At 63.6% G+C, this 19,877-nt stretch carries 18 protein-coding genes and 1 pseudogene; 6 read left to right on the top strand and 13 right to left on the bottom strand.

From position 1 onward, the window contains the following. The 4 genes from BN9444_RS07760 to BN9444_RS07740 all read left to right on the top strand — a co-directional run bounded on the left by BN9444_RS07760 (position 1) and on the right by BN9444_RS07740 (position 3,679). A complete protein-coding gene (locus tag BN9444_RS07760) occupies positions 1 to 861 on the top strand; it encodes a choice-of-anchor M domain-containing protein (protein WP_066487609.1) in 861 nt (286 codons plus the stop codon). Continuing rightward, the gene (locus tag BN9444_RS07755; RefSeq protein WP_068802173.1) at positions 854 to 1,573 is read left to right on the top strand and encodes an anchored repeat-type ABC transporter ATP-binding subunit; all 720 of its coding nucleotides are present in this window, start codon (positions 854 to 856) and stop codon (positions 1,571 to 1,573) included. Before BN9444_RS07760 ends, BN9444_RS07755 begins: the two co-directional genes overlap by 8 nt. Before the next feature lie 268 nt (positions 1,574 to 1,841). Beyond that, a complete protein-coding gene (locus BN9444_RS07745; protein ID WP_066487612.1) occupies positions 1,842 to 2,717 on the top strand; it encodes an anchored repeat-type ABC transporter permease subunit in 876 nt (291 codons plus the stop codon). Continuing rightward, positions 2,705 to 3,679 carry a hypothetical protein gene (locus BN9444_RS07740; protein ID WP_068801708.1) on the top strand — a complete coding sequence of 325 codons (975 nt, stop codon included), beginning with the start codon at positions 2,705 to 2,707 and terminating at the stop codon, positions 3,677 to 3,679. Before BN9444_RS07745 ends, BN9444_RS07740 begins: the two co-directional genes overlap by 13 nt. Positions 3,680 to 3,689: 10 nt before the next feature. On the opposite strand, the gene BN9444_RS07735 is transcribed toward BN9444_RS07740, so the two are convergent. Both BN9444_RS07735 and BN9444_RS14270 read right to left on the bottom strand, forming a co-directional pair. Then, positions 3,690 to 4,502: a CE1 family esterase gene (locus BN9444_RS07735; RefSeq protein WP_233423563.1), complete on the bottom strand. Its 813-nt coding sequence runs from the start codon at positions 4,500 to 4,502 to the stop codon at positions 3,690 to 3,692. A 23-nt stretch (positions 4,503 to 4,525) separates the two neighbouring features. Continuing rightward, entirely contained in the window at positions 4,526 to 4,777 is a 252-nt protein-coding gene (locus BN9444_RS14270) for a hypothetical protein (RefSeq protein ID WP_141629279.1), read from the bottom strand. A gap of 89 nt (positions 4,778 to 4,866) precedes the next feature. Between BN9444_RS14270 and BN9444_RS07730 the strand changes: the two genes are divergently transcribed. After that, a complete protein-coding gene (locus tag BN9444_RS07730) occupies positions 4,867 to 5,970 on the top strand; it encodes an isochorismate synthase (RefSeq protein WP_066487618.1) in 1,104 nt (367 codons plus the stop codon). A gap of 164 nt (positions 5,971 to 6,134) precedes the next feature. Then, a complete protein-coding gene (locus BN9444_RS07725; RefSeq protein WP_141681523.1) occupies positions 6,135 to 7,337 on the top strand; it encodes an HNH endonuclease signature motif containing protein in 1,203 nt (400 codons plus the stop codon). Here BN9444_RS07725 and BN9444_RS07720 read toward each other — a convergent pair. From BN9444_RS07720 to ilvN, 11 genes and pseudogenes are all read right to left on the bottom strand, one after another. Beyond that, positions 7,334 to 7,918: a class I SAM-dependent methyltransferase gene (locus tag BN9444_RS07720; protein WP_068801706.1), complete on the bottom strand. Its 585-nt coding sequence runs from the start codon at positions 7,916 to 7,918 to the stop codon at positions 7,334 to 7,336. The two genes, BN9444_RS07725 and BN9444_RS07720, sit on opposite strands and share 4 nt — an antisense overlap. Positions 7,919 to 7,944: 26 nt before the next feature. Continuing rightward, positions 7,945 to 8,742 carry a fumarylacetoacetate hydrolase family protein gene (locus BN9444_RS07715; protein ID WP_181734630.1) on the bottom strand — a complete coding sequence of 266 codons (798 nt, stop codon included), beginning with the start codon at positions 8,740 to 8,742 and terminating at the stop codon, positions 7,945 to 7,947. Between the two features lie 81 nt (positions 8,743 to 8,823). Next, on the bottom strand, positions 8,824 to 9,456 hold the full coding sequence (locus BN9444_RS07710; RefSeq protein ID WP_066493424.1) for an exonuclease domain-containing protein: 633 nt from the start codon (positions 9,454 to 9,456) through the stop codon (positions 8,824 to 8,826). Positions 9,457 to 9,479: 23 nt separating this feature from the next. Then, positions 9,480 to 11,175, bottom strand: a pseudogene (locus tag BN9444_RS07705) (putative nucleotidyltransferase substrate binding domain-containing protein). Positions 11,176 to 11,186: 11 nt separating this feature from the next. After that, the gene (locus BN9444_RS07700) at positions 11,187 to 12,611 is read right to left on the bottom strand and encodes a hypothetical protein (RefSeq protein ID WP_068801705.1); all 1,425 of its coding nucleotides are present in this window, start codon (positions 12,609 to 12,611) and stop codon (positions 11,187 to 11,189) included. A gap of 37 nt (positions 12,612 to 12,648) precedes the next feature. After that, a complete protein-coding gene (locus tag BN9444_RS07695; RefSeq protein WP_066493414.1) occupies positions 12,649 to 13,662 on the bottom strand; it encodes a 3-isopropylmalate dehydrogenase in 1,014 nt (337 codons plus the stop codon). A gap of 101 nt (positions 13,663 to 13,763) precedes the next feature. Then, positions 13,764 to 15,350 carry a phosphoglycerate dehydrogenase gene (serA, locus tag BN9444_RS07690; protein ID WP_068801704.1) on the bottom strand — a complete coding sequence of 529 codons (1,587 nt, stop codon included), beginning with the start codon at positions 15,348 to 15,350 and terminating at the stop codon, positions 13,764 to 13,766. A gap of 64 nt (positions 15,351 to 15,414) precedes the next feature. Next, positions 15,415 to 16,224 carry a hypothetical protein gene (locus BN9444_RS07685; protein WP_066493410.1) on the bottom strand — a complete coding sequence of 270 codons (810 nt, stop codon included), beginning with the start codon at positions 16,222 to 16,224 and terminating at the stop codon, positions 15,415 to 15,417. Between the two features lie 55 nt (positions 16,225 to 16,279). After that, positions 16,280 to 18,070: a GmrSD restriction endonuclease domain-containing protein gene (locus tag BN9444_RS07680; RefSeq protein WP_066493406.1), complete on the bottom strand. Its 1,791-nt coding sequence runs from the start codon at positions 18,068 to 18,070 to the stop codon at positions 16,280 to 16,282. A gap of 138 nt (positions 18,071 to 18,208) precedes the next feature. Further along, positions 18,209 to 19,225, bottom strand: coding sequence for a ketol-acid reductoisomerase (gene ilvC / locus BN9444_RS07675; RefSeq protein ID WP_066493403.1), 1,017 nt, complete (start codon positions 19,223 to 19,225; stop codon positions 18,209 to 18,211). 131 nt (positions 19,226 to 19,356) lie between these two features. Next, the gene (gene ilvN, locus BN9444_RS07670; protein ID WP_066493401.1) at positions 19,357 to 19,872 is read right to left on the bottom strand and encodes an acetolactate synthase small subunit; all 516 of its coding nucleotides are present in this window, start codon (positions 19,870 to 19,872) and stop codon (positions 19,357 to 19,359) included. Positions 19,873 to 19,877 lie beyond the last annotated feature (5 nt).

Below are 19,877 nucleotides of genomic sequence, written 5' to 3'. Positions count from 1 at the left end.
ATGAACCATCGCATTCCTACTCTTCTGCTCGCCGGCGCACTCGCTTTCACGGCGGCTCCGGCGTGGGCGGGTGACCTCGCGCAGGTTGTCTCCGCGGATGAGTCCGTCGCCCCGTCTGGCGAGGCCGCCGTTATCGACCACGGGCACGTGGACATGGGCGCGCTCATCGTCGACGGCCAGGCCCAGTTCAAGGCCCGCGACGACTCCCAGCCCACACCGGTGTGGCGTGACCCGAAAGATGTCGTCTTCGCAGTCGATGACAAGGCCCTGCAAACCCTGCCGGAGACCAATGACTTCGCCTTTACCGGCGCTCAGCCTGGCTCCCAGGTATGGGTCATCCCGCAGACCGAGGTCGCAGGAGTGCCCTGGCTGGGGTGGAATACCCAGGCACCGTCGTTGACCGAGGTCGCGGACCGCGGCGTGAACATCGAGTTCCTCGGCCACTCCGGCCCGGGCGATTTCTCACTCTTCCTTCAGAATGGCGGCTTCGAGGCGCCCCAACTGCTCTTTAGCACCGCCGAGCACGGCGAAGACTCCTTGTGGGTCGATCTGCACACGCACACCCACGCCAACTGGACGTTCACCGAGCCCGGCGCCCACAAGGTCGGCCTGCGCCTCACCACGACCACCACCTCGGGCGAGGAGCTTGCTACCGATGCCGTCCTCAACTTCGCCGTCGGCCCCGACGCCGCCACGCCCCAGGCTGCCGATGCCGCCCGTTCCCTCCCCTTCGAACCCACCACAGCGTCCGCAGGCTTCGCCGGACTGCCGATGTGGGCCTGGTGGACCGTGGGCATCGTCCTTGCACTCGTCGTCCTCGGCGCACTCGGCGCCGCGCTGCGGGGTGTTCGCCGTGGCTAATCCCGCTATCACTGCGTCCGATGTCTCCGTCGCGTTAGGCGGCCGCCGAGTAGTCAGGGACTCCTCCTTGACGGTCGAGTCCGGCGAATTCATCGGTCTGCTCGGCCCCAACGGTGCAGGCAAGACGACGCTCCTGCGCTCAATACTCGGTCTCGTGCGCTATTCCGGTTCCATCACCACGCGCGCCGCGCTGGGTTACGTTCCCCAGCGCCACGACGTTGCGTGGGATTTTCCCATCACCGTCGCCGACTGTGTCGCGAGCGGCCGCACGCGCCGGTTCGGCTGGCTTCGACGCGTCGACCATCGCGCAGCACAAGAAGCAATCGCGTTGGTTGGCCTCACGGAGTTTGCCCGCCGTCCCATCGAGCAGCTCTCCGGCGGACAACGCCAACGCGTGCTCATCGCGCGTGCTCTCGCCACGCGTCCCGATGTCCTCCTTCTCGACGAGCCGTTTACCGGCCTCGACGCTCCGAATACCGAGTCGCTCCTCGCGCTCTTTGAGGAACTCACCCAAGCGGGAACGTCCATCCTCATGTCGACGCATAATCTGGCCGAGGCTGCCCACACGTGCCACCGCCTCGTGCTTTTCAATCGCACCGTCATCGCGGATGGCCCCGCGGCCGACATCCTCGCCACACCGCAGCCGTGGGTCGACACCTTCGGAGTATCCGCCCACTCGCCTCTCCTCGCTGCCGTGGGGGTCGCATGCTAGACGTCACGCTCCTCGATTTCTTCACTGACCTCGCCAACCCGCGCCTCGACTTCCTGCTCCACGCCGTCATCATGGCGATCCTCGCCGNGGCCATCCGCAACGAATTCTTCTGGAAGGCCATCCACCGCGTCCTACCGGCCCCTGGCGATGATGTCGACATCGCCTTTTCCACCCTTGCCCGCAATCTCGATGTCTCACGCGACCGCGCTGAGAAGCTCTACCACGGGGTGGCCNCCCACTCGCCTCTCCTCGCTGCCGTGGGGGTCGCATGCTAGACGTCACGCTCCTCGATTTCTTCACTGACCTCGCCAACCCGCGCCTCGACTTCCTGCTCCACGCCGTCATCATGGCGATCCTCGCCGCGTGCGTGTGCGGCGTCGTGGGCTGCTACGTCGTCCTGCGCGGCATGGCCTTTATCGGCGATGCCGTCTCCCACGCCGTCTTCCCCGGCCTCGCCGTCGCCTTTGCGCTGCACACCTCTGTGCTCCTTGGTGGCGCCGTCGCTGGCTGCGCCGTCGCCCTGCTCATCGCCGTCTTCGCGCAGCGCCGCCACATCCGCGAGGATTCCATCATCGGCATTTTCTTCGCCGCATCCTTCGCTTTGGGCATGCTCATCATCTCCCGCATCGACGGCTATACCGCGTCACTCACGAGCTTCCTCTTCGGCTCGCTCACGGGCGTTTCGCGCACCGACCTCATTGCGGCCGTCGCAGTCAACGTCGTCGTCATCGGACTCGTCATTCTCATCGGTCCACAGCTCACCGCCGCGTGTCTCGACCGCGAGACCGCCCGCGCCATGGGCCTGCCCGTCGCGGTCCTCGACGTCGTTCTGTATCTCGCGGTCACCGCCGCCATAGTCATCTCCGTGGGCACTATCGGCAACATTCTGGTCCTGGCACTGCTCATCACGCCGGCCGCGACCGCCCGCCTGCTCACCACGAGCCTGCGGTCCATGATGGCGCTTTCCGCACTCATTGGCGCTCTCGGCTCCTTCGTGGGCATCTATCTCGCTTGGGCCATCGACCTTCCTGCCGGCGCCACCATCGTTCTCGTGCTTACTGCCTGCTTCCTTCTTGTCTGGGCGCTGAGCCCTCTGCTTCCCACTTTCCGTACTGCAAAGGAGACTTCGTCATGCGCCGCCTAGCGCTCGTCACCGCCGCCGTTTTGTCCACCAGCGCACTCGTCCCCTTCGCCGCTGCCGCACCCCGCTGCGGCGACGAAGCCACGCTCACCATTTCCAATTCCAACTCGCTGCGCACCACCGACGGAGCCGACGCGACGCTCCACGTCACCAACGACTCCTCCGATGCCGTCACTCTCACGCTCGATGACTCCAAGGGCACCGGAACCACCCGCTTCGACGAGACCACAGTCCCTCCGAATTCCGAGGAGGACATCGACATCGATTTCTCCGAGGACGGCGACTACACGCTCACGCTCCGCGTAGCGACTGCGGACGCGGACGCCACCGCCTCCGTGAAGTATTCGGTCGGCGCCCCGTGCGACGCGGAGGAATCCACCGACCCGCGCAGACTCGCCAAGGACATCAAAGGCATCGACAAAGAAATAGGCAAGCTCGATCGCGAGCTCGACAAAACCTACAAAGAGGCCGAGTCCTTCCTCAAAGTGTCCTCAGCCCCAAGCACTCGGCCCTCCACGCTCTCTGAAACGACTTCCTCCCGCGCTACACCGCCCCACGTCGCTCCGAATGCTGAGCCGACCGAGCGCGACAACTCCGTACCGGATGTAACAGCCCCCGCACCCGTAAAGTCAAGCCCACAGGATGGAAATAATGGCGCTGCGTCGAAGATCCAGGCTCCCACGCCTGCGGCTTCCAAGCCCCAGAAAGCCGCAGCCCCAGCTCCGCGCAAGGAAGCCGAGACTCCAGCGGAACCCGCCGAGAGCAACCCCATTCGCCCGGCCCAGATCACTCCAATAAGCACTTCGAGCGACATCACCAACTTCTGGGCAGGCGTGCTCGCAGGCTTCGGCGGCGCTTTCCTCATCTTCGGAGTCGGCCTGCTTCTCTTTGTCGTACGCCGTCCGAAGCAGCCAGAAAAGAAAGAAAAGCCCGCGGACACAACAGTGATTCCGCGGGTGGAATAGGCAGTAAGAGCTACGCCGTCGGCGCGGGAGCCGGGACGACGTACTTGTGCTTATCGGAGAGGAAGTTCCACACCTCGTTGGCGGCATCGGGAGCCCAGAACCAGGTGTGGTCCGCCGGGACCTTAAGGAGCTCGACCGGCTGCTGGCAACCGTTGAAGTTGAGGCGCTCGGAACCGCTGGCGGCGGGCTCCGACATAAAGGTCATGTCGCAGCGGTTGCGGTTGAGGTAGCCGCCGAGGACCGTGCGAACGGGCAGGTAACCGGCCTCGTGTCGGGTGCCGCCGTCGTAGGTCATCATCTTATCCGCGGTGCCGTGCATGATGAGGGTGGCCATGGGGGCATCGACGCAATTCATCTCAACCGGGTTGTAGAAGGCACCGGAGACCATCGCGACGGCGGCAAAGGTGTCCTGCGCGTGGCAGCCCAGGACGGAGGTAAAGCCGCCACCGTTGGACATGCCCATGGCGTAGACGCGGGACCGATCGACGCGGTAGTCGAGGTCGATATCGTCAAGGATGCGCTTGATGAAGCGGATGTCCTCGCCGTCGCGAGTCTTGGCGTAAGGCGCGGCCTCCCAGGCACGCTCGTAGCCTTCGGGATAGACGATGATGGCTTCACCGTGGGCACCGGTGTTCCACATGCGGGCGTAGCTGGAGAAATTCTCTGGACTATCTTCCCAGCCGCCGAAGCCAAAGAGGGCGGGCGCGGCGTCATCGGGGTTGTAATTGTCGGGGATGCGCAGCAGATAACGGCGGGGCTTGCCCTCGTGTTCGACATCGACGGAGACAGTCTGGCCGTTGGCGACGGGCTGGACGGGATTCACCGTGGGGTCTTCCTGAACCGGGATTACTGGGACCGCGGTGCAGGTGCAACAGGCGTCGCTTCCTGCACTCCCTCGGGAACCAGTTGCTCACCGGCGGGCGCGCTATCGGCCGGGGTTTCAATGGGCGCGGGGGCGGTAGGAACCTCGGCAAGCTGCTCCTGTACGGGAGCCGGCGCTGAGACTTCCTGCGCGTGAGCGGGGACAATGCCAATGGACAAAGCGGCGGCCACTGCAAGCACAACGAGGCGCCGTTTGACGAGATTCACATTAAACACTTTCGTCACTTTAGTTTCAGTTCTTTCTCGTTTATCAGCTGACACGCTCGATTCCTTAAGAATTCCCCCACGAAGTAAGCTGGAGGTCTATGTTTTCTTCACGCCCTTCTACCGCGCCGGACTTTCTGCTCTCTCGCGCGACTGGCTCCGTGCGCACCCAGGGTGCCCAGCAGACCTTTGACGATCTCGATGCCGCCGTCGCAGCGCTCAGGTCCGGAGACGTCGAGATAATCGTGGGCGCGCTCCCCTTCGAACGCGGCGCACGGGTTGCCTTAACGGTGCCAGAGAGCATCATCCGCGAGGACGGCCCGCTGGAACCGCACGCGCATTACCGCAACAGAACGCTGAATGCGCGCGTCACCGGATTCGAACCAGAACCGGAAGAACATCTGCGTCGCGTCGAGGCTGCCATCGCCACGATTCAAGAGTCCAAGCTTGACAAAGTGGTCTTAGCGCGCGCAGTCGACATTGAATTCAGCGAACCCACCGACCCCCGACTGGTCGCCGCGCGACTCATTGACATGTCGTACCACCGCGACGGCTTCATCGCTGACCTCACCCCGGCAGGCCGCGAGGGCGCCATGCTCGTCGGCTCCTCACCGGAGGTCCTTATCAAGCGCCAAGGATCCACAGTGAGCGCTTTCCCCTTGGCCGGTTCGGCGGCGCGCCAGAAAGACAAGGCACGCGACATCCTAGCCGGGCAGGACTTGGCCCGCTCCCCCAAGGATCTCCGGGAGCACGCCTTTGTGGTCGACCATCTGCGCCGAATCCTTTCACCACTGTGCGAAACTTTGGACGCGCCACTCACACCGCAACTCATGAAGACCAATGAAATGTGGCACCTGGGCACACCGGTAGTCGGCACACTCAAGGACCCTCACTTGACCGCGCTCGAGCTCGCCGCGCTCGTCCACCCCACCCCAGCCATTTGCGGTACGCCTACCGATGCCGCCGAATCCGTCATCCAGACAGCCGAATCCGACCGCGGGTTCTACGCCGGTACCGTCGGCTGGTGCGATAACTCGGGCGATGGCGAATACATGGTCGCCATCCGCTGCGCGGAGGTCTCGGGCGACGGACTTACGGCACGCGCCTGGGCCGGTGGTGGAATCGTCTCCGACTCAGACGCCAACGCCGAGCTGGAAGAGACGTCCGCGAAGTTGCGCACTATTTTGCGAGCGCTCGGACTCTAAGCCCTACCCACCCACCCCCTGGGTGGGCTTTTTGTTTGCCTATTTGAGTATTCGAAACTATTGACGAACACATCTGGGGGTAGGTAGGCTTGTGAACGTAAGAATTAGAACACTCTATCTAAACCATTACTTCACACTCTCACTCACCGACAGGGGTAGCCCACATGACCACTCCTCCCGATAACACCACCAACCCACCACCACCAACCGAACCCACCGGCCCCTACTTCGCCCCCTTGAATCCCGCTGGCCCCTTGGGAGAATACGTCGCCATCCGCAACGAATTCTTCTGGAAGGCCATCCACCGCGTCCTACCGGCCCCTGGCGATGATGTCGACATCGCCTTTTCCACCCTTGCCCGCAATCTCGATGTCTCACGCGACCGCGCTGAGAAGCTCTACCACGGGGTGGCCCGCATGGCCTCACTGCCCAAGCTCGCCGCCCATCATGAGCGCGGCTGGTATCTCGATGACAACCGTCTCGTGGTGATTGGCCAGATGCTCATCGGCGTCGACGACCATCTGTTTCATCTCATCGATGACGCACTCGTGCGGTTGTTTACCCCAACCCGGAAGAATCAAGTGTTGCCGGATACTGCACGTGTGCGCAAGGTCATCCGCGAAATCTTGTACCAGTACTACGACCTCACGCGCGATACCCCGGAGGACTGTGAGGACGACGGCACGCGCTACCGCATGGACCACCGCGGCCAGAACTCATTCCTTAACGTGCGGATGGATGGGGTCGACGCCGAGGCTATCCATGAGAACATCCGCAAGTACGCCAACGCCAATAATTGCTCGTTTACCAAGGCCATGGTCGACCTCATCCTGAACGGCTCGAAGACAACCGTGGTGGTCAACGTGTTCAAGCCGGAAGGTGAATCCATGGCGTATCTTCCCGAACACGGTGTGGTCACGTTGGATAACACGGACTTGGAGATTATTGAACGCCAGCTCGGGCCTGACCGCGTAGAAGGCTATGTGCCCACCGCGGCACAAAGGGCGTTTATTGAGGCCCGTGATGGGACGTGTCGTCGCGCGCACTGTACGGTGCCGGCGAAGTACGCGCAGCTCGACCATCGTGTGGAGTACGGGGATGGTGGTGAAACGTCGACGGATAATTTGATTGCTGTATGCCAGCATCATCACAACGCCAAGACGGACCGCCGGTGTGATTATCTCTTCGACCCCGTCACCGGGTTTGTGTACTGGTTGTTTGAAGACGGCACGTGGGAGTCGACCGAGCCGCAGGGGATTATGGCCCAGCGGTGGCGCCAGACCATTGCCCAGCGCACCGAACAGCTCGCCACCGAGCGCAACCTCATCCCGCTGCCCGAACCCCAGGAGACCAGCTTCGCCGACTAGGAATGACGACGAGCGACAAGGATAACGTCGCTGTGGTGCATGGCCCCGGCGCCGTGCGTGACGTGACGTTCGCGGCGGGATAATTCGACGACCTCGAGCTGCGTGAGTTGTTCGGCGAGCCATTCTGGCATGGCCACCTCATCGGATTCCATTTCGTGGTGGACGAAGAGGAGCGTACCACCAGGAGCGACAAGCGACTCGAGGAGCGAGACTGCCTCCGCGGTCGCGGGAATCCCTCCGTAGTGGACCGAGACCAAGTCATAGGTTGTGCCGCCGAGCTCGGCGAAGTCCGCGACGCGAGCGGCTAATCCGTGTGCGCGGGTGCGGGCAACGGCGGTAGGCGCGAAGTCGATGCCTTCGGCGTCCCAGCCGTGCGCGGCGAGCCAGGCAAGGTCCGCGCCTTCGCCGCAGCCGATGTCAAGGGCGGTGCCGGGCTTGAGCGTGCCCGCGTAATCGACAAGCGTGGAGTTGGGGTTGCCGGACCACAGTTGCTCGGACTCGAGGTAGCGGGCTTCCATTTCCTCGGCGGTGGGCTGGTATCCAGGACCCTTGTGCTCGTGGTGATGATGGTGCTGTGTCATTGCATCGATGCTACTGGCAGGAGTGCCTAGGCGCGCTCGATGGGGTTCGTGAGCGAACCGATGCCGGGAATCTCGATCTCGATGGAGTCGCCCGGGACCATGGGCGCGGTGCCAGCCGGGGAACCGGTCGTGACAACGTCGCCGGGCAGTAGGGTCATGGACTGGGAGATCTCGGCGAGGATCCCGCCCATCTTCACGATCATCTGGTTCGTGTTGGAGTCCTGTTTCTGCTCGCGGACGCCGTCGTGGGTGAGGTAGGCGTTGATCTTGGTGTCATCGAGATCGAACTTGTTGATGTCGGTCTCGATCCAGGGACCAAGCGGGCAGAAAGTGTCAATGCCCTTGGCACGTGCCCACTGGCCATCCTTGAACTGGAGGTCGCGGGAGGAGACGTCGTTGCAAATGAGGAAGCCAAGGACGTGGTCCTGCCAGTGCTCCGGATCGATGTTCTTGGAGACCTTGGAGATGACGACGGCGAGCTCGCCCTCGAACTCGACGTTGGTGGCGAACTCCGGGATCTTGATGGGAGCGCCGGGGCCGATGACGGCGGTGGACGGCTTGACGAAAATGGTCGGCGGCAGGTCGTCTGCTGACTTGGCGAAGACCTCGGCGACGTGGTCGGCGTAGTTGCGGCCGAGCGCGACGACCTTGGTGGGCAACGTCGGCGCGAGGAGGCGGAACTCGCCTTCCTTAAACTCGCGGCCGGTGGTCTCCGGCGGGGTAAACGGGGTGCCGGAAATTTCCTTCGCGACGAGCGAGCCGGGCTCGCCCTCGATGATGGCGAAACAAAGTCCTTCTTGGTGTGCAATTCGTCCTAAGCGCATGGAGGCAATCATACTCAGGGCAGGGTTAGCAAACGTGCAAAGGTGGGATTAACAGCTGTGTCGCCTGGAAAGAGCTATGCATTAAATTCTGCGCTCGGTGACGACGTCGCTGAGGCGTGCGGCGTTGATATGGGATTGCTGAGCGAGAAAGAGTTCGCCGCAGGCAAGAGCATCGGACAGCGCGTTGTGGCTGCCGTAGCGTGGTAGCCCATAGCGCTCACGCACGCGGGCGAGCCGAAGGTCTTCGCCGCGAGGCACGGCGCCGGTACGCTCCATGCGGCGCCGCTCCAGCGCGAAGGTATCCGCAATGGTGAGCGTGGGTAGCTCACCGCGCAGCTCGAGGCAGGCGGCGTCGAGAAAGTCTGCCTCGATGCTGGCGAAGTGCGCGAGGAGGACGCGGCCGTGGAGTGCGGCGAGGAGGGCATCGAGGGCATCGGCAAGCGGAGTGCCGTGGGCGGACTCGTCGTGGGTGATGCCATGGATGGTGGCGGACTCCCCCACCTCGACGCCGCGGATGACGTGGTAGCCAGACAGACCAAGCGCGATGAGCTGGCCACGCACGGGAACCCAGCCCATGGAAACAATGCGGTCGCGACTGGAGTCGAAGCCGGTGGTTTCAAAATCAACGGCAAGAAACTCCACCTTGGCGAGCGGCGTGGATTTTTCGGGCGGGTCGAGGTCCAACTTTCTACGCGTAAAGAAACGAGTCAGCATGGACGAGCCTCCTCCCTCAAAAATTAGATATTGCGTACAGGATACTTGGTGGCCAAGGCGTTCTGCATCGACTTGATAATGCGAAAGGCATCGCGCAACTGTTCGCGTTCGAGACGGCTGAGCTGCGCAGGGTCGATGCGATAGTTCGGGGTTTGCCCAGCCCGGACCTGGAGCGATTGGTGGCGGAGGGTGAGTGCGCGGAGGACCGAGTGGGCATCGGCAAGCTCGTGGGCTCCGGCGGCAGAAACGCTTTTCCCGGCAGTCGAGGAAAGACGATCATCGGTCTCGAGGGCTGTCGAACCTGCGGCAAGGGCGAAGAGGCGCGCCATTTGGACGATGCCGGCGGTGCCGCCCTTCTTGATATCGAGGGTGTTGACGTGCTGGCCGTCACGCTCGACCACGAGGCCGCGGAAGAACGTGAGCGGCGGCTCGCGGCGGGCGGCAAGGCTCGCCAGGTGTGCGTGAAGGCGCNACGACCGTCATGCGCCAGCGGGGATTCATCGCCATCATGTCGCCCGGGCACAGGGACTGGCCGCCTGCGTCGAGGCCACGGCAGACGAACTCGGCCAGGCGCGCGAAGTACTCGCCGTGAGCCTCCGCGTCATAGGAGCTGTCGAGGACAAGCGCGTTGTCCTGGTCCGAGGCGAGACCCATTTCTCGGCGGCCCTGGGAGCCAACCGCAACGAAGGCATATGGCACGGGCGGCGGGCCAAGCTCGAGCTCCCCGAGTTGGCACAGACGGCGGGCCAAGGCGTCCGCGGCCATCGTAATGATGTTCGCGACCTCCTGGGGGCTCGATCCGCGATCGATATAGCGCACGGCGAGCGTGGCGGCCTCCGTAAAGGCGCCGCGGAGTTCGGCGAGGCTGCTGCGGCGGGACAAATCCGCGGCAACAAAAATGGGATCCGCATGCAGGAGCCGGGCGATCTCCGAATCCGTGACGACGCCGAGGACGCGGTCGCCGACCACCGGCATGTGGTGGAAGCCGCGCTCCGTCATGAGAAGGTGGACTTCCATGGCCATGGCGTCGGGGCGCACGGACAGTGGATTTTCCGTCATAATGCGACGCACGGGCTCGGAGGGATCCAGGTTCGCCGCAAGAACCCGGGTGCGCAAGTCACGGTCCGTGACGATGCCGCGCAGCTGGCCGTCGTCGAGGACGAGCAGCGACGATGTCTCCGCCTGCGTCATCGCGCGGGCGGCCTCGACGATGGTGGCATCGGGAGACACAGACTGTACCGGCCGCAGCGTCATCTCAGACAGGCGCGTGCGCAGCAGCTCCGTCGAGTCCTCCTGCAGCTCGTGCGCGAGGTGGGAAGCGCGGCGGGCCTCCGTGTCGTAAAAGCGCGCGAGGTCCGGGTTCTCCGCGGAGACTGCCTGAAAAGCAGCGCGCGGCAGCACAAGGAGCAGGCAGTCCTCGACCACGTCAAAGGTATAGCATGAAACTGGATCCTCGACGAGCGTCGAATACGCAAAAGACTCCCCCGCCCCGCGGCGGTCCACGAGCTGGCCTTCCTCGCTGATGACATCCACCGCGCCGGAGCGAATGATGTAGAGGTTATCGCCCCGTTCGCCCGCCCTCAGCAGCTGCGTGCCGCGGCGGGCGTAGAGCACGCTGAGCTCTGACGTCAACGCGGCGAGATGGGGTAGGCGCGAAAAGGGTTCGTGTTGGGCGAGGAAGCCCGTGACCTCCTCAAGCTCGACGGTGGGATGGCTCATAGTGAGCTAGATTACTGGTAACTGACGAACCAGGGGCGCGGTTCGACAGAAAATGTTCCCTCTGGGGTAAGCATGGGCTCGTCTTCATCAATGAAGTTCTTCCACGCCATGAAGTAGTCCGAACTCAATCCTTCCCGCATGACGTTCCATGTCTCCATCTTGACGCCGGTCGGACCGTGGCCATCCGCGTGAAGGACGAAGGCAAGCTCCGGGTGGTCGGTTTTTATTGTCTCGCGGTCGCGAATCATCTGCTGCTGGAACTGGTGCAGCACGAGCGCTTTCTGCGGCAGCTTCTTCTCAGAGACTAACCCCGCCAGCCAGTCTGCGACCTCGTTGACCTCTGCGGCTTCGACGTGGCCGACGTTTTCCATCGGCAGCTCATCCGGACCAATCTTCCACTCGGGGTCAAGCGCAAGTCCCACGTTGGGGCCCGAGAGCAGGTCCTCGTAGCGCTGTGCCTGTTCCAACAGGCTCGCTCGGCCCGGTTGCAGGTCAAGGATGGCGTACCCGCCCGCGTCCACAATCGCGTCGACGTAGGGCTCCAGCTCCGCCGGGTCCGACTCATTCGAGTAGTTGCCATCCGGTCCCGGGCCGCCGGAGGCCACCGTCGCGATGACCTCGAAGGCTGGGATAACCGGGTAATCCGTGAACTCCTGGTATTGCGCCGCGAGCTCCTTGACCTTCGCGACCGAGCCGGCCGGGTCCTGCTCGCCCATCACGCCGAGCGCAGGGCCCGACGGGTGCCCGTAGAGCGCCACCATGCGTCGGCCCGGGAATACGAGTCCGCCGCCGCCAGGCAGCTCGCCATTCGCGGCGAGCTCGACTCTACGATCAAAGTTTTCTTGTGTGCCAAACCCCGGGCCCAGCGCCACGACGTTGCCCTTGGACACGGCGTCCATGGACGCCTTCGTCACGCGCGGGTCACCCACCGCAAGCGGCATCACGGTCGCGCCCGCGGCGCGTGCCGTGGCAATATCTGCCAATCCAGTCTTCGCCGTAACGAGCGCGGTGAGGTCACGGGGCTCCGGCGGCGTCATGCCAGCAACGGTCTGCATGTCCCCAAAATGCTCGCTTGCCGATGCCCCCTGCTCCAGCGTCTCCGCATTCTCATAGGTCCCCACGTTGCCGGCCGTGTAGACCTTGGTCACGCCGAGTTTTTCCAATTTCGCTGCGGTATCTGGACCATCGAAAAACATCGGGATGCCCTTCTCGACCGCAGTCTGGGCGCCGGTGAGCGCCTGGTCCTTATCCGTGACGACGGCTTCTTCCGCAGCGTCAAAGAACGATGACGCGTCGGGGTCGACTGTGGGGGTGCTGGGGGCTGCGACTTCCTCGGAAGTCTGCGTCTCAGGCGTGCTCGAGCAACTGCCGAGAGCTAGGGCACTCGCGGCGAGGACGGCGGCGGAAAACGTACGAAGGGAGCGCACTGTAGTCATTGGGCTGATACTACAGGGCGCTCCCGCAAAACTTGGTCTAGACTACGGCGGCGATTCGGTCGCCCACCTCAGTCGTACGAATGGGGGCATCGCCGCGGGCGGATACGTCCTCGGCAACCGCCTTCTCAATGCGCTGCGCACCCGCCTCGTCACCCAGGTGGCGCAGCAACATGGCGCCCGACAGGATGGCGGCAGTCGGGTCCGCAATGCCCTGGCCCGCAATATCCGGGGCCGAGCCGTGGACGGGCTCGAACATGGACGGGTTGGTGCCGGAGGCATCAATATTGCCGGAGGCCGCCAGGCCGATGCCGCCGGTCACGGCGCCAGCGAGGTCCGTCAAGATGTCGCCGAACAGGTTATCCGTGACGATGACGTCATAGCGGGACGGGTCCGTCACCATGTAGATGGTTGCGGCGTCGATGTGGTTGTAGTCGACCGTCACATCTGGGAATTCCTGTGCAACCTCGTCGACGGTGCGCTGCCACAGCGAACCGGCGTTGACGAGCACATTCGTCTTGTGCACGAGCGTGACGTGCTTGCGGCGCTTCTGAGCGCGCGCAAAGGCATCACGCACGACGCGCTCGACGCCGAAGCGGGTATTTTGGGAGACCTCGGAAGCGACCTCGTGGGGGGTATTTACCCTCAACGAGCCGCCGTTACCGCAATACAGACCTTCGGTCCCCTCGCGCACCACAACGAAATCGATGTCGCCCGGATTCGCCAGCGGCGAGGTCGACGTCGGATACAGCTTGGACGGACGCAGGTTGACGTGGTGGTCAAGTGCGAAGCGCATCTTGAGCAGCAGGCCGCGTTCGAGAATGCCCGGCGGTACAGAGCCCGGGGCGCCAATGGCGCCGAGCAGAATGGCGTCATGCTCGCGCAGGGAGGCCAGATCATCCTCGGTGAGCAGTTCCCCGTTGCGCAGGTAGCGACGCGCACCGAGGTCGTACTCGGTCGTCTCGATATCGTCGCGCACGGCGCAGAGAACCTTCAGCGCTTCTGCCGTGACTTCTGGGCCGATGCCGTCGCCGCCAATGACCGCGAGTTTCATTTTGCGGGATTCCTTTCTCACCTGATGGATTTTGTAGCCAGTGTAGCACGCAGAAACGGGCGCCACCATGAAAGGTGACGCCCGTTTTCAGAGTGGGGTGTTTACTCGCTGAGATCGAACTGGAAGGCCTCAGCCTCGAGCTTCGCCGAGATGGACCCAACGAGAGCCTCCGGGACCTCGCGATCGACGCGGAGGATGAGGACTGCGGACTCCGCAACCTTGCCCTGAGTCAGGGCAGCGGCCTGGATGTTGATGCCGTCGGCACCCAGCGCGGTACCGACGGTGCCCAGTGCGCCCGGCTTGTCCGCGTAGCGGAAGAAGATGTTGCGGCCGGTGGCGCGCATGTCGACGCCGCGGCCGTTGATACGGACAAACTTCTCGACGCCGTCGATGCCGGTAAGGGCACCGGTGAGCTGCGAGGAGTCGCCGTCGGCGGCGATGACCTTCACGCGCAGCGAGGAACGGTGACCCTTGGACTCGGCGTTGGTGCGCACGGAAACGTCGACGCCGCGGGTCTCTGCGATCTGCATGGCATTGACGAAGGTGACCGGCTCGGAAACGACACGGGAGAACAGGCCACGGACGGCGGACAGGCCCAGGGCCTCGACGTCTTCGGTGGACAGCTCGCCACACGCCTCAACCTCGATGGCCACCGGTGCCTTGTCGAGCAGCGCACCAGCGGTGAGACCGAGCTTGCGGGCAATCTCGAGCCAGCCGGCGACCTCTTCGCCGACGCGGCCGCCCTGGACGTTGACGGCGTCCGCGACGAACTCGCCGTTGAGCGCCTTAAGAACGGAGGCAGCGACGTCGGTACCGGCGCGGTCCTGTGCCTCAACCGTGGAGGCACCGAGGTGCGGGGTGACCGTGACCTGCGGCAGCGCGAAGAGCGGCGAGTCGGTGCACGGCTCGGTGGCGTAGACGTCGAAGCCGGCGCCACGGTGGTGGCCAGCTGTGATGGAGTCTGCGAGGGCCTGCTCGTCGACGAGACCTCCGCGGGCCGCGTTGATAAGGATCTGGCCCTCCTTCGCCTTGGCCAGCAGCTCCGCGTCGAACATGCCCGTGGTCTCCGGGGTCTTCGGCAGGTGGATGGTCACGAAGTCAGCGCGCGCCATAAGGTCTTCGAGCTCGACGAGCTCGACGCCCAGGGCGGCGGCGCGGGCCGGGTTCGCGTACGGGTCGTACGCAATGATGGTGGTCTCGAACGCGGCGAGGCGCTGCGCGAAGAGCTGGCCAATGTGGCCGAAGCCGACGATGCCGATGGTCTTGCCGTAGATTTCCACGCCCTTGAAGGAGGAACGCTTCCACTCGGCACCGCGGAGTGAGGCGTCAGCCGAAGGAAGCTGACGGGCGGTGGCCATGAGCAGCGCGATGGCATGCTCGCAGGCGGAGTGGATGTTCGACGTCGGAGCGTTGACAACCATGACGCCGCGCGCAGTGGCGGCCGGGATGTCCACGTTGTCGAGACCCACACCGGCACGGCCGACGATCTTGAGGTTGGTCGCGGCGGCGAGGACTTCCTCATCGACCGTGGTGGCGGAACGGACGAGCAGCGCGTCAGCCTCCGGAACGGCGGCGAGGAGCTCGGCACGGTTGGGACCGTCGACCCAGCGGACCTCCACCTCCTCTCCCAGTGCAGTCACGGTGGACTGAGCGAGCTTGTCAGCGATGAGGACTACCGGCTTCGACATTACTTTCCTTCTTTTCCCTTGAGGGAAATGTCAGTGGGGTGTATAAGATACGCCGAATTGTAATCTATTCATGCCAGCCTTGTCCAATTCGGTCGGACAATAGGCTAGCATCACCGAAATCACTGCCCAACGCCACGAGCGGGCCGTTTTCTAGACCCGCCACCATCGCGTACGCCGCTTTCGACGCGGTCGGGTCGCCCGAGGGCATGACACGCACGGACGCGCCAAAGGCCACGGCATTCGCGACCGCGGCAATGGGCGTCGTGGGCGTCGCAACAACAATCGGCGCCATCTGGGCGTCGCGGCGCGATTGCGCAGGCAGCGGCTCGACGCGGTTGATATCCTCGTAGCGCGTGAGCGGCTGCCACGCTGCCTTGAGCTCGATATGCTTCGCACTATCGAGGTTCGCAACCGCGGCGACCATGCGCTGCGGGTCCGCAATGACCTGGCTCGTGAACTCGAAGGCGGTGAACTCCCCCATCGCGCGGGTGACCCCATTGTCCTTGATAACAGTCAGGGAACCGGCCGTGTTGGAGGCCAGCGGCACGTCGCCGATGAGGACGACGCGCGAGACCCCCAGCTCGCTGATGAGCGCCACGATATCCGTGCGCGCGTCTTCCGCATACGTCACCATGGGTACGCGCTGAGCGACGGACAGGGACGCGGCGCGCAGCGCGGCGGCATCGGAATCTTCTGCAATGATGAGCGATTCCGAGTCTGGGAAGAAAGTGTGCACGGCGTCGACGCCCGTCGCGTCCGTGAGCACGCTGATGTGTCCCTCAAAATCCTTCGACACGAAGCCGTTGACGTTTTGTGCGCGGGCCTGCTCGAGGTTGATCTCCGAGTCCGGCAATTCCGTGATATTCGTCGGCACAGCTACGTGCGCGCAGCCCGCGAGGAGCAGCGTGCAGGCACAGGCGGCGAGAAATCTACCGCACGAAGGCATTCGGCCCCTCGTCACCGCCGCCCAGGTCGTTTTCGTTAACGTCGCGGATGACCGGCTTGCCGATGGCATACTCAACCATGCCAATGAAACGCTCGCGGCGGTCGGCGAAGAAGCCTTCCCAATCCGAGGTGTGGAGCGTCGTCGGGTCGATCTCGTGCGAGGCGAGGACGGCGTCGAAATCAGCGTCGTCGAGGATGGATTTGGACTGCAGGCGCGGCAGGTAGCGCTGCGGCGAGCGGCCCTCGAGGACGACCTCGGTGCGCTTGCCCATGGGCGTACGGTTGAGCACGGACGCCGCGAGGACGGGATCGACGCCGTTCTTCTCGCACCAGGCGAGCGGGAAGACTGGGAAGAAACCCGGCTTGAGCTCGGCAAAGGAGTTCTTGTCGAAGACGCGGCCGGTGCGCCAGTCGCGGGCGCCGCGGGCCATGAGCAGCGCGTCGAGCGCTTTGAAAATGCCCGTCGTGGAATCGGCAGACAGCAGGCGGGATTCGCGGAAGTCAGTGTCACGCACGGTCTTCGGCTCTACGTCCGTGGTACCCAACACCCAGGCGACAACCTCGTCGACGTCGCGGCCGGAGCGCTGCGCCACGGCGGAAGAACCGTAGAGCTCGCCAAAGACGCCGGACCAGAACCAGCGGTTGATCTTGTCCCACGCCTCTTGCGTGGACAACGCTCCGGGCTCGGAGACGAGGCGCGCAAGGATGACAGACAGCGGCACGATCTGCTTGGAGAACGGCACCTGGTCGTGGCTCAAAATGCAGCGCTCGGACAGGAAGGAGGCGACCTCCGCCATGGTCACGCGCAGCGTCTTCGTCGCGTCCTTGTACTCCGGCAGGGACAGCGACAGGATGTCTTCGCGCGTGCCGGAGGCATGTCCGCGCAGCGAGGTCGCGAGCAGAGAGACGGCAGAGAGGAACTCCGTGCGTCCGATGGCGTCGAGCGCGCCGTGGCGACGCAGCAGCTTCTCGGTCTCGGCCCAGTCATCTGCCAAGTGGAAGTTCTCGTCCTCGCTGGCGAAGACCGCGGTGAGCAGATCGAAGACATCCATCTGCAGGCCGGAGCTATTCGCCTGGGCGAAGACCTGGCCCACGCCAGCACGCTCGGTCTCGCGGGACAGGCGGATGATCGGGATGTCGTAGCCTGCAAGCGGGCGGAGTATGCGGTTGTGGAACGCCACGGCGGCATCGGCAAGCTCCGCGTCGCCGGAGGCAGCCAACTCGAAGAGGGCCTTGGTGCCGTCCTCAAAGAGGAGATCGGCGACCGGAATGCAGCCAGCCTCCAGCGCGGTGGCGCGGTCCGGGATGCGGTCCAGGTCCGGGCCGAAGTGCGAGCGCATCATGCCATCCTGATTCACCGCGAACACGGCCTCGTCCGGCATGAGCTCGTTGGCGACGGCCTTGCGCACATCGACGTAGAAGGTGCGGGTGATCTTCTTATTGCGGAAGTCCTTGGTATTGACCCGGCCCTCGCCGCGGAAGCAGTGGTACAGCGTGGTGAGGCGCTGCTGGCCATCGAGGAGCAACAGGCCCGGGTTCACGCCAGTATTCGGCGCACCGGTGAGCGGGCGCGGACGGAAACGCATGGGCTCGTTACGAGTATCGAGCACCATGAGCGCGCCCACCGGGTAACCGCGCAGGACGGTGACGATGAGCGAGCGGATGCGATCTTCATCCCAGGCGTAGTGACGCTGAAAATCGGGCAACTGAATATCGCCGCGCTCGATGCGGGCGAACAGGTCGGTGAGATCAAAGCTTGGCGTTGTAAAACCCATGTGACCGAGAGTACCCCGCAAAGGGAATGCCCGCCCGTATAAAAGCGATCCCTGGGCATATCTCACACAAACGGAGCCAAAAGCAGGCATGCAAAAGCCCTCCCGCGTTGACCGCAGGAGGGCTTGAGTGCGAAGAGCTTAAGCGGTCTGCTCGTGAGCGTCGACTTTGACCCAGCTCATCATGTCGCGAAGCGTGGAGCCAGTCTCCTCAATCGGGTGGTTGGAGACCTCGGCGCGCATGCCCTCGAGCTCCTTGTTGCCGCCCTCAACGTTGGCGACGAGGCGCTTGACGAAGGTGCCGTCCTGGATGTCCTTGAGGACGTCCTTCATGCGAGCCTTGACAGAGTCGTCGATGATGCGCGGGCCGGAGACGTAACCACCGAACTCAGCGGTATCAGAGATGGAGTAGTTCATATTGGCCAGGCCACCCTCGAAGATGAGGTCGACAATGAGCTTCATCTCGTGCAGGCACTCGAAGTAGGCCATCTCCGGCTCGTAACCAGCCTCAACGAGGGTCTCGAAGCCGCCCATGATGAGGTACTCCAGGCCACCGCAGAGGACAACTTGCTCGCCAAAGAGGTCAGTCTCGGTCTCCGCCTTGAAGGTGGTGGGGATAACGCCGGCGCGGGTGCCACCGATAGCAGCGGCGTAGGACAGGGACAGGTCGTGACCCTCACCCTTCGGGTCCTGCGCAGTGGCGATGAGGCAAGGAACGCCCTTGCCGTCGACAAACTGGCGACGGACGAGGTGGCCCGGACCCTTCGGCGCAACCATGCCGACGGTGATGTCAGCGGCCGGCTTAATGAGGCCGAAGTGAATGTTGAGGCCGTGACCGAAGAACAGGGCGTTGCCCGCCTCCAGGTTGGGCTCAATGTCCTCGGTGAAGATCTGCGCCTGGGAGGTATCCGGAGCCAGCAGCATGATGACGTCGGCCCACTTGGCGGCCTCCGCGTTGGTGAGGACCTTGAAGCCGGCCTCTTCTGCCTTCGCGCGAGACTTGGAGCCTTCACGCAGACCGACAGCAACCTCAACGCCAGAGTCGCGCAGGTTCTGCGCGTGGGCGTGGCCCTGGGAGCCGTAGCCGATGATGGCGACCTTGCGGCCCTGGATGATGGACAGATCTGCATCTGCGTCGTAGAACGTCTCAATTGCCATGAGTGTCAATCCTTACTGTTGGTTCGTGCGGGTGCTTTCTTTATTTCTAGCACACTATAGACGAAAAGTGTTCATTATCTGAGACAAATTTTTCAGTTTGTCTCAATTGGTGGGAAATTGTGGGTGTGGGGTTATTTGGTGGGCGCCATCGACTTCGGACCGCGGCCCAATGCGACGCGACCAGACTGAATAAGCTCGCGAATACCAAAAGGCTCGAGCACGTCCAGCAGCGCACGCAGCTTGCCCGGGGTGCCCGTCGCCTCGATGACGACAGACTCGGGAGCGACGTCGACAACGCGAGCACGGAAGATATCGACCGCACCGACGACCTGCGCGCGGTTGTCGTTATTAGCCGAGACCTTCACGAGCATGATCGCGCGCGAAATAGTGGTCTCCTCATCGAGCTCCACGACCTTGAGGACGTGGATGAGCTTGTTGAGCTGCTTGGTCACCTGCTCCGTCACGATGTCATTCGCATCGACGACGATGGTGAGGCGATTGATGCCCTCCACCTCCGTCTTCGCTGACACAAGCGAGATGAGGTTGTAGCCGCGACGGGAAAACATGCCGGTGACGCGGGAGATGATGCCTTCCACGTCCTGCACGAGGACGGAGAGGGTGTGGCGAGTGATATCGGTTGCTGCCATGGTAT

The sequence above is a fragment of the Corynebacterium phoceense genome (assembly GCF_900092335.1).
Taxonomy (GTDB): Bacteria; Actinomycetota; Actinomycetes; order Mycobacteriales; family Mycobacteriaceae; genus Corynebacterium; species Corynebacterium phoceense.
Note: the sequence above shows the minus strand (reverse complement) of the source record. Positions and strands in the feature narration are given on the sequence as shown.

Bases quoted from the DNA above. Each gene is read 5' to 3' on its own strand.
- BN9444_RS07760 (WP_066487609.1), top strand. From the start codon at position 1: ATGAACCATCGCATTCCTACTCTTCTGCTCGCCGGCGCACTCGCTTTC.
- BN9444_RS07745 (WP_066487612.1), top strand. From the start codon at position 1,842: ATGCTAGACGTCACGCTCCTCGATTTCTTCACTGACCTCGCCAACCCG.
- BN9444_RS07740 (WP_068801708.1), top strand. From the start codon at position 2,705: ATGCGCCGCCTAGCGCTCGTCACCGCCGCCGTTTTGTCCACCAGCGCA.
- BN9444_RS07730 (WP_066487618.1), top strand. From the start codon at position 4,867: ATGTTTTCTTCACGCCCTTCTACCGCGCCGGACTTTCTGCTCTCTCGC.
- BN9444_RS07725 (WP_141681523.1), top strand. From the start codon at position 6,135: ATGACCACTCCTCCCGATAACACCACCAACCCACCACCACCAACCGAA.
- BN9444_RS07720 (WP_068801706.1), bottom strand. From the start codon at position 7,918: ATGACACAGCACCATCATCACCACGAGCACAAGGGTCCTGGATACCAG.
- BN9444_RS07715 (WP_181734630.1), bottom strand. From the start codon at position 8,742: ATGCGCTTAGGACGAATTGCACACCAAGAAGGACTTTGTTTCGCCATC.
- BN9444_RS07710 (WP_066493424.1), bottom strand. From the start codon at position 9,456: ATGCTGACTCGTTTCTTTACGCGTAGAAAGTTGGACCTCGACCCGCCC.
- BN9444_RS07700 (WP_068801705.1), bottom strand. From the start codon at position 12,611: ATGACTACAGTGCGCTCCCTTCGTACGTTTTCCGCCGCCGTCCTCGCC.
- BN9444_RS07695 (WP_066493414.1), bottom strand. From the start codon at position 13,662: ATGAAACTCGCGGTCATTGGCGGCGACGGCATCGGCCCAGAAGTCACG.
- serA (WP_068801704.1), bottom strand. From the start codon at position 15,350: ATGTCGAAGCCGGTAGTCCTCATCGCTGACAAGCTCGCTCAGTCCACC.
- BN9444_RS07680 (WP_066493406.1), bottom strand. From the start codon at position 18,070: ATGGGTTTTACAACGCCAAGCTTTGATCTCACCGACCTGTTCGCCCGC.
- ilvC (WP_066493403.1), bottom strand. From the start codon at position 19,225: ATGGCAATTGAGACGTTCTACGACGCAGATGCAGATCTGTCCATCATC.
- ilvN (WP_066493401.1), bottom strand. From the start codon at position 19,872: ATGGCAGCAACCGATATCACTCGCCACACCCTCTCCGTCCTCGTGCAG.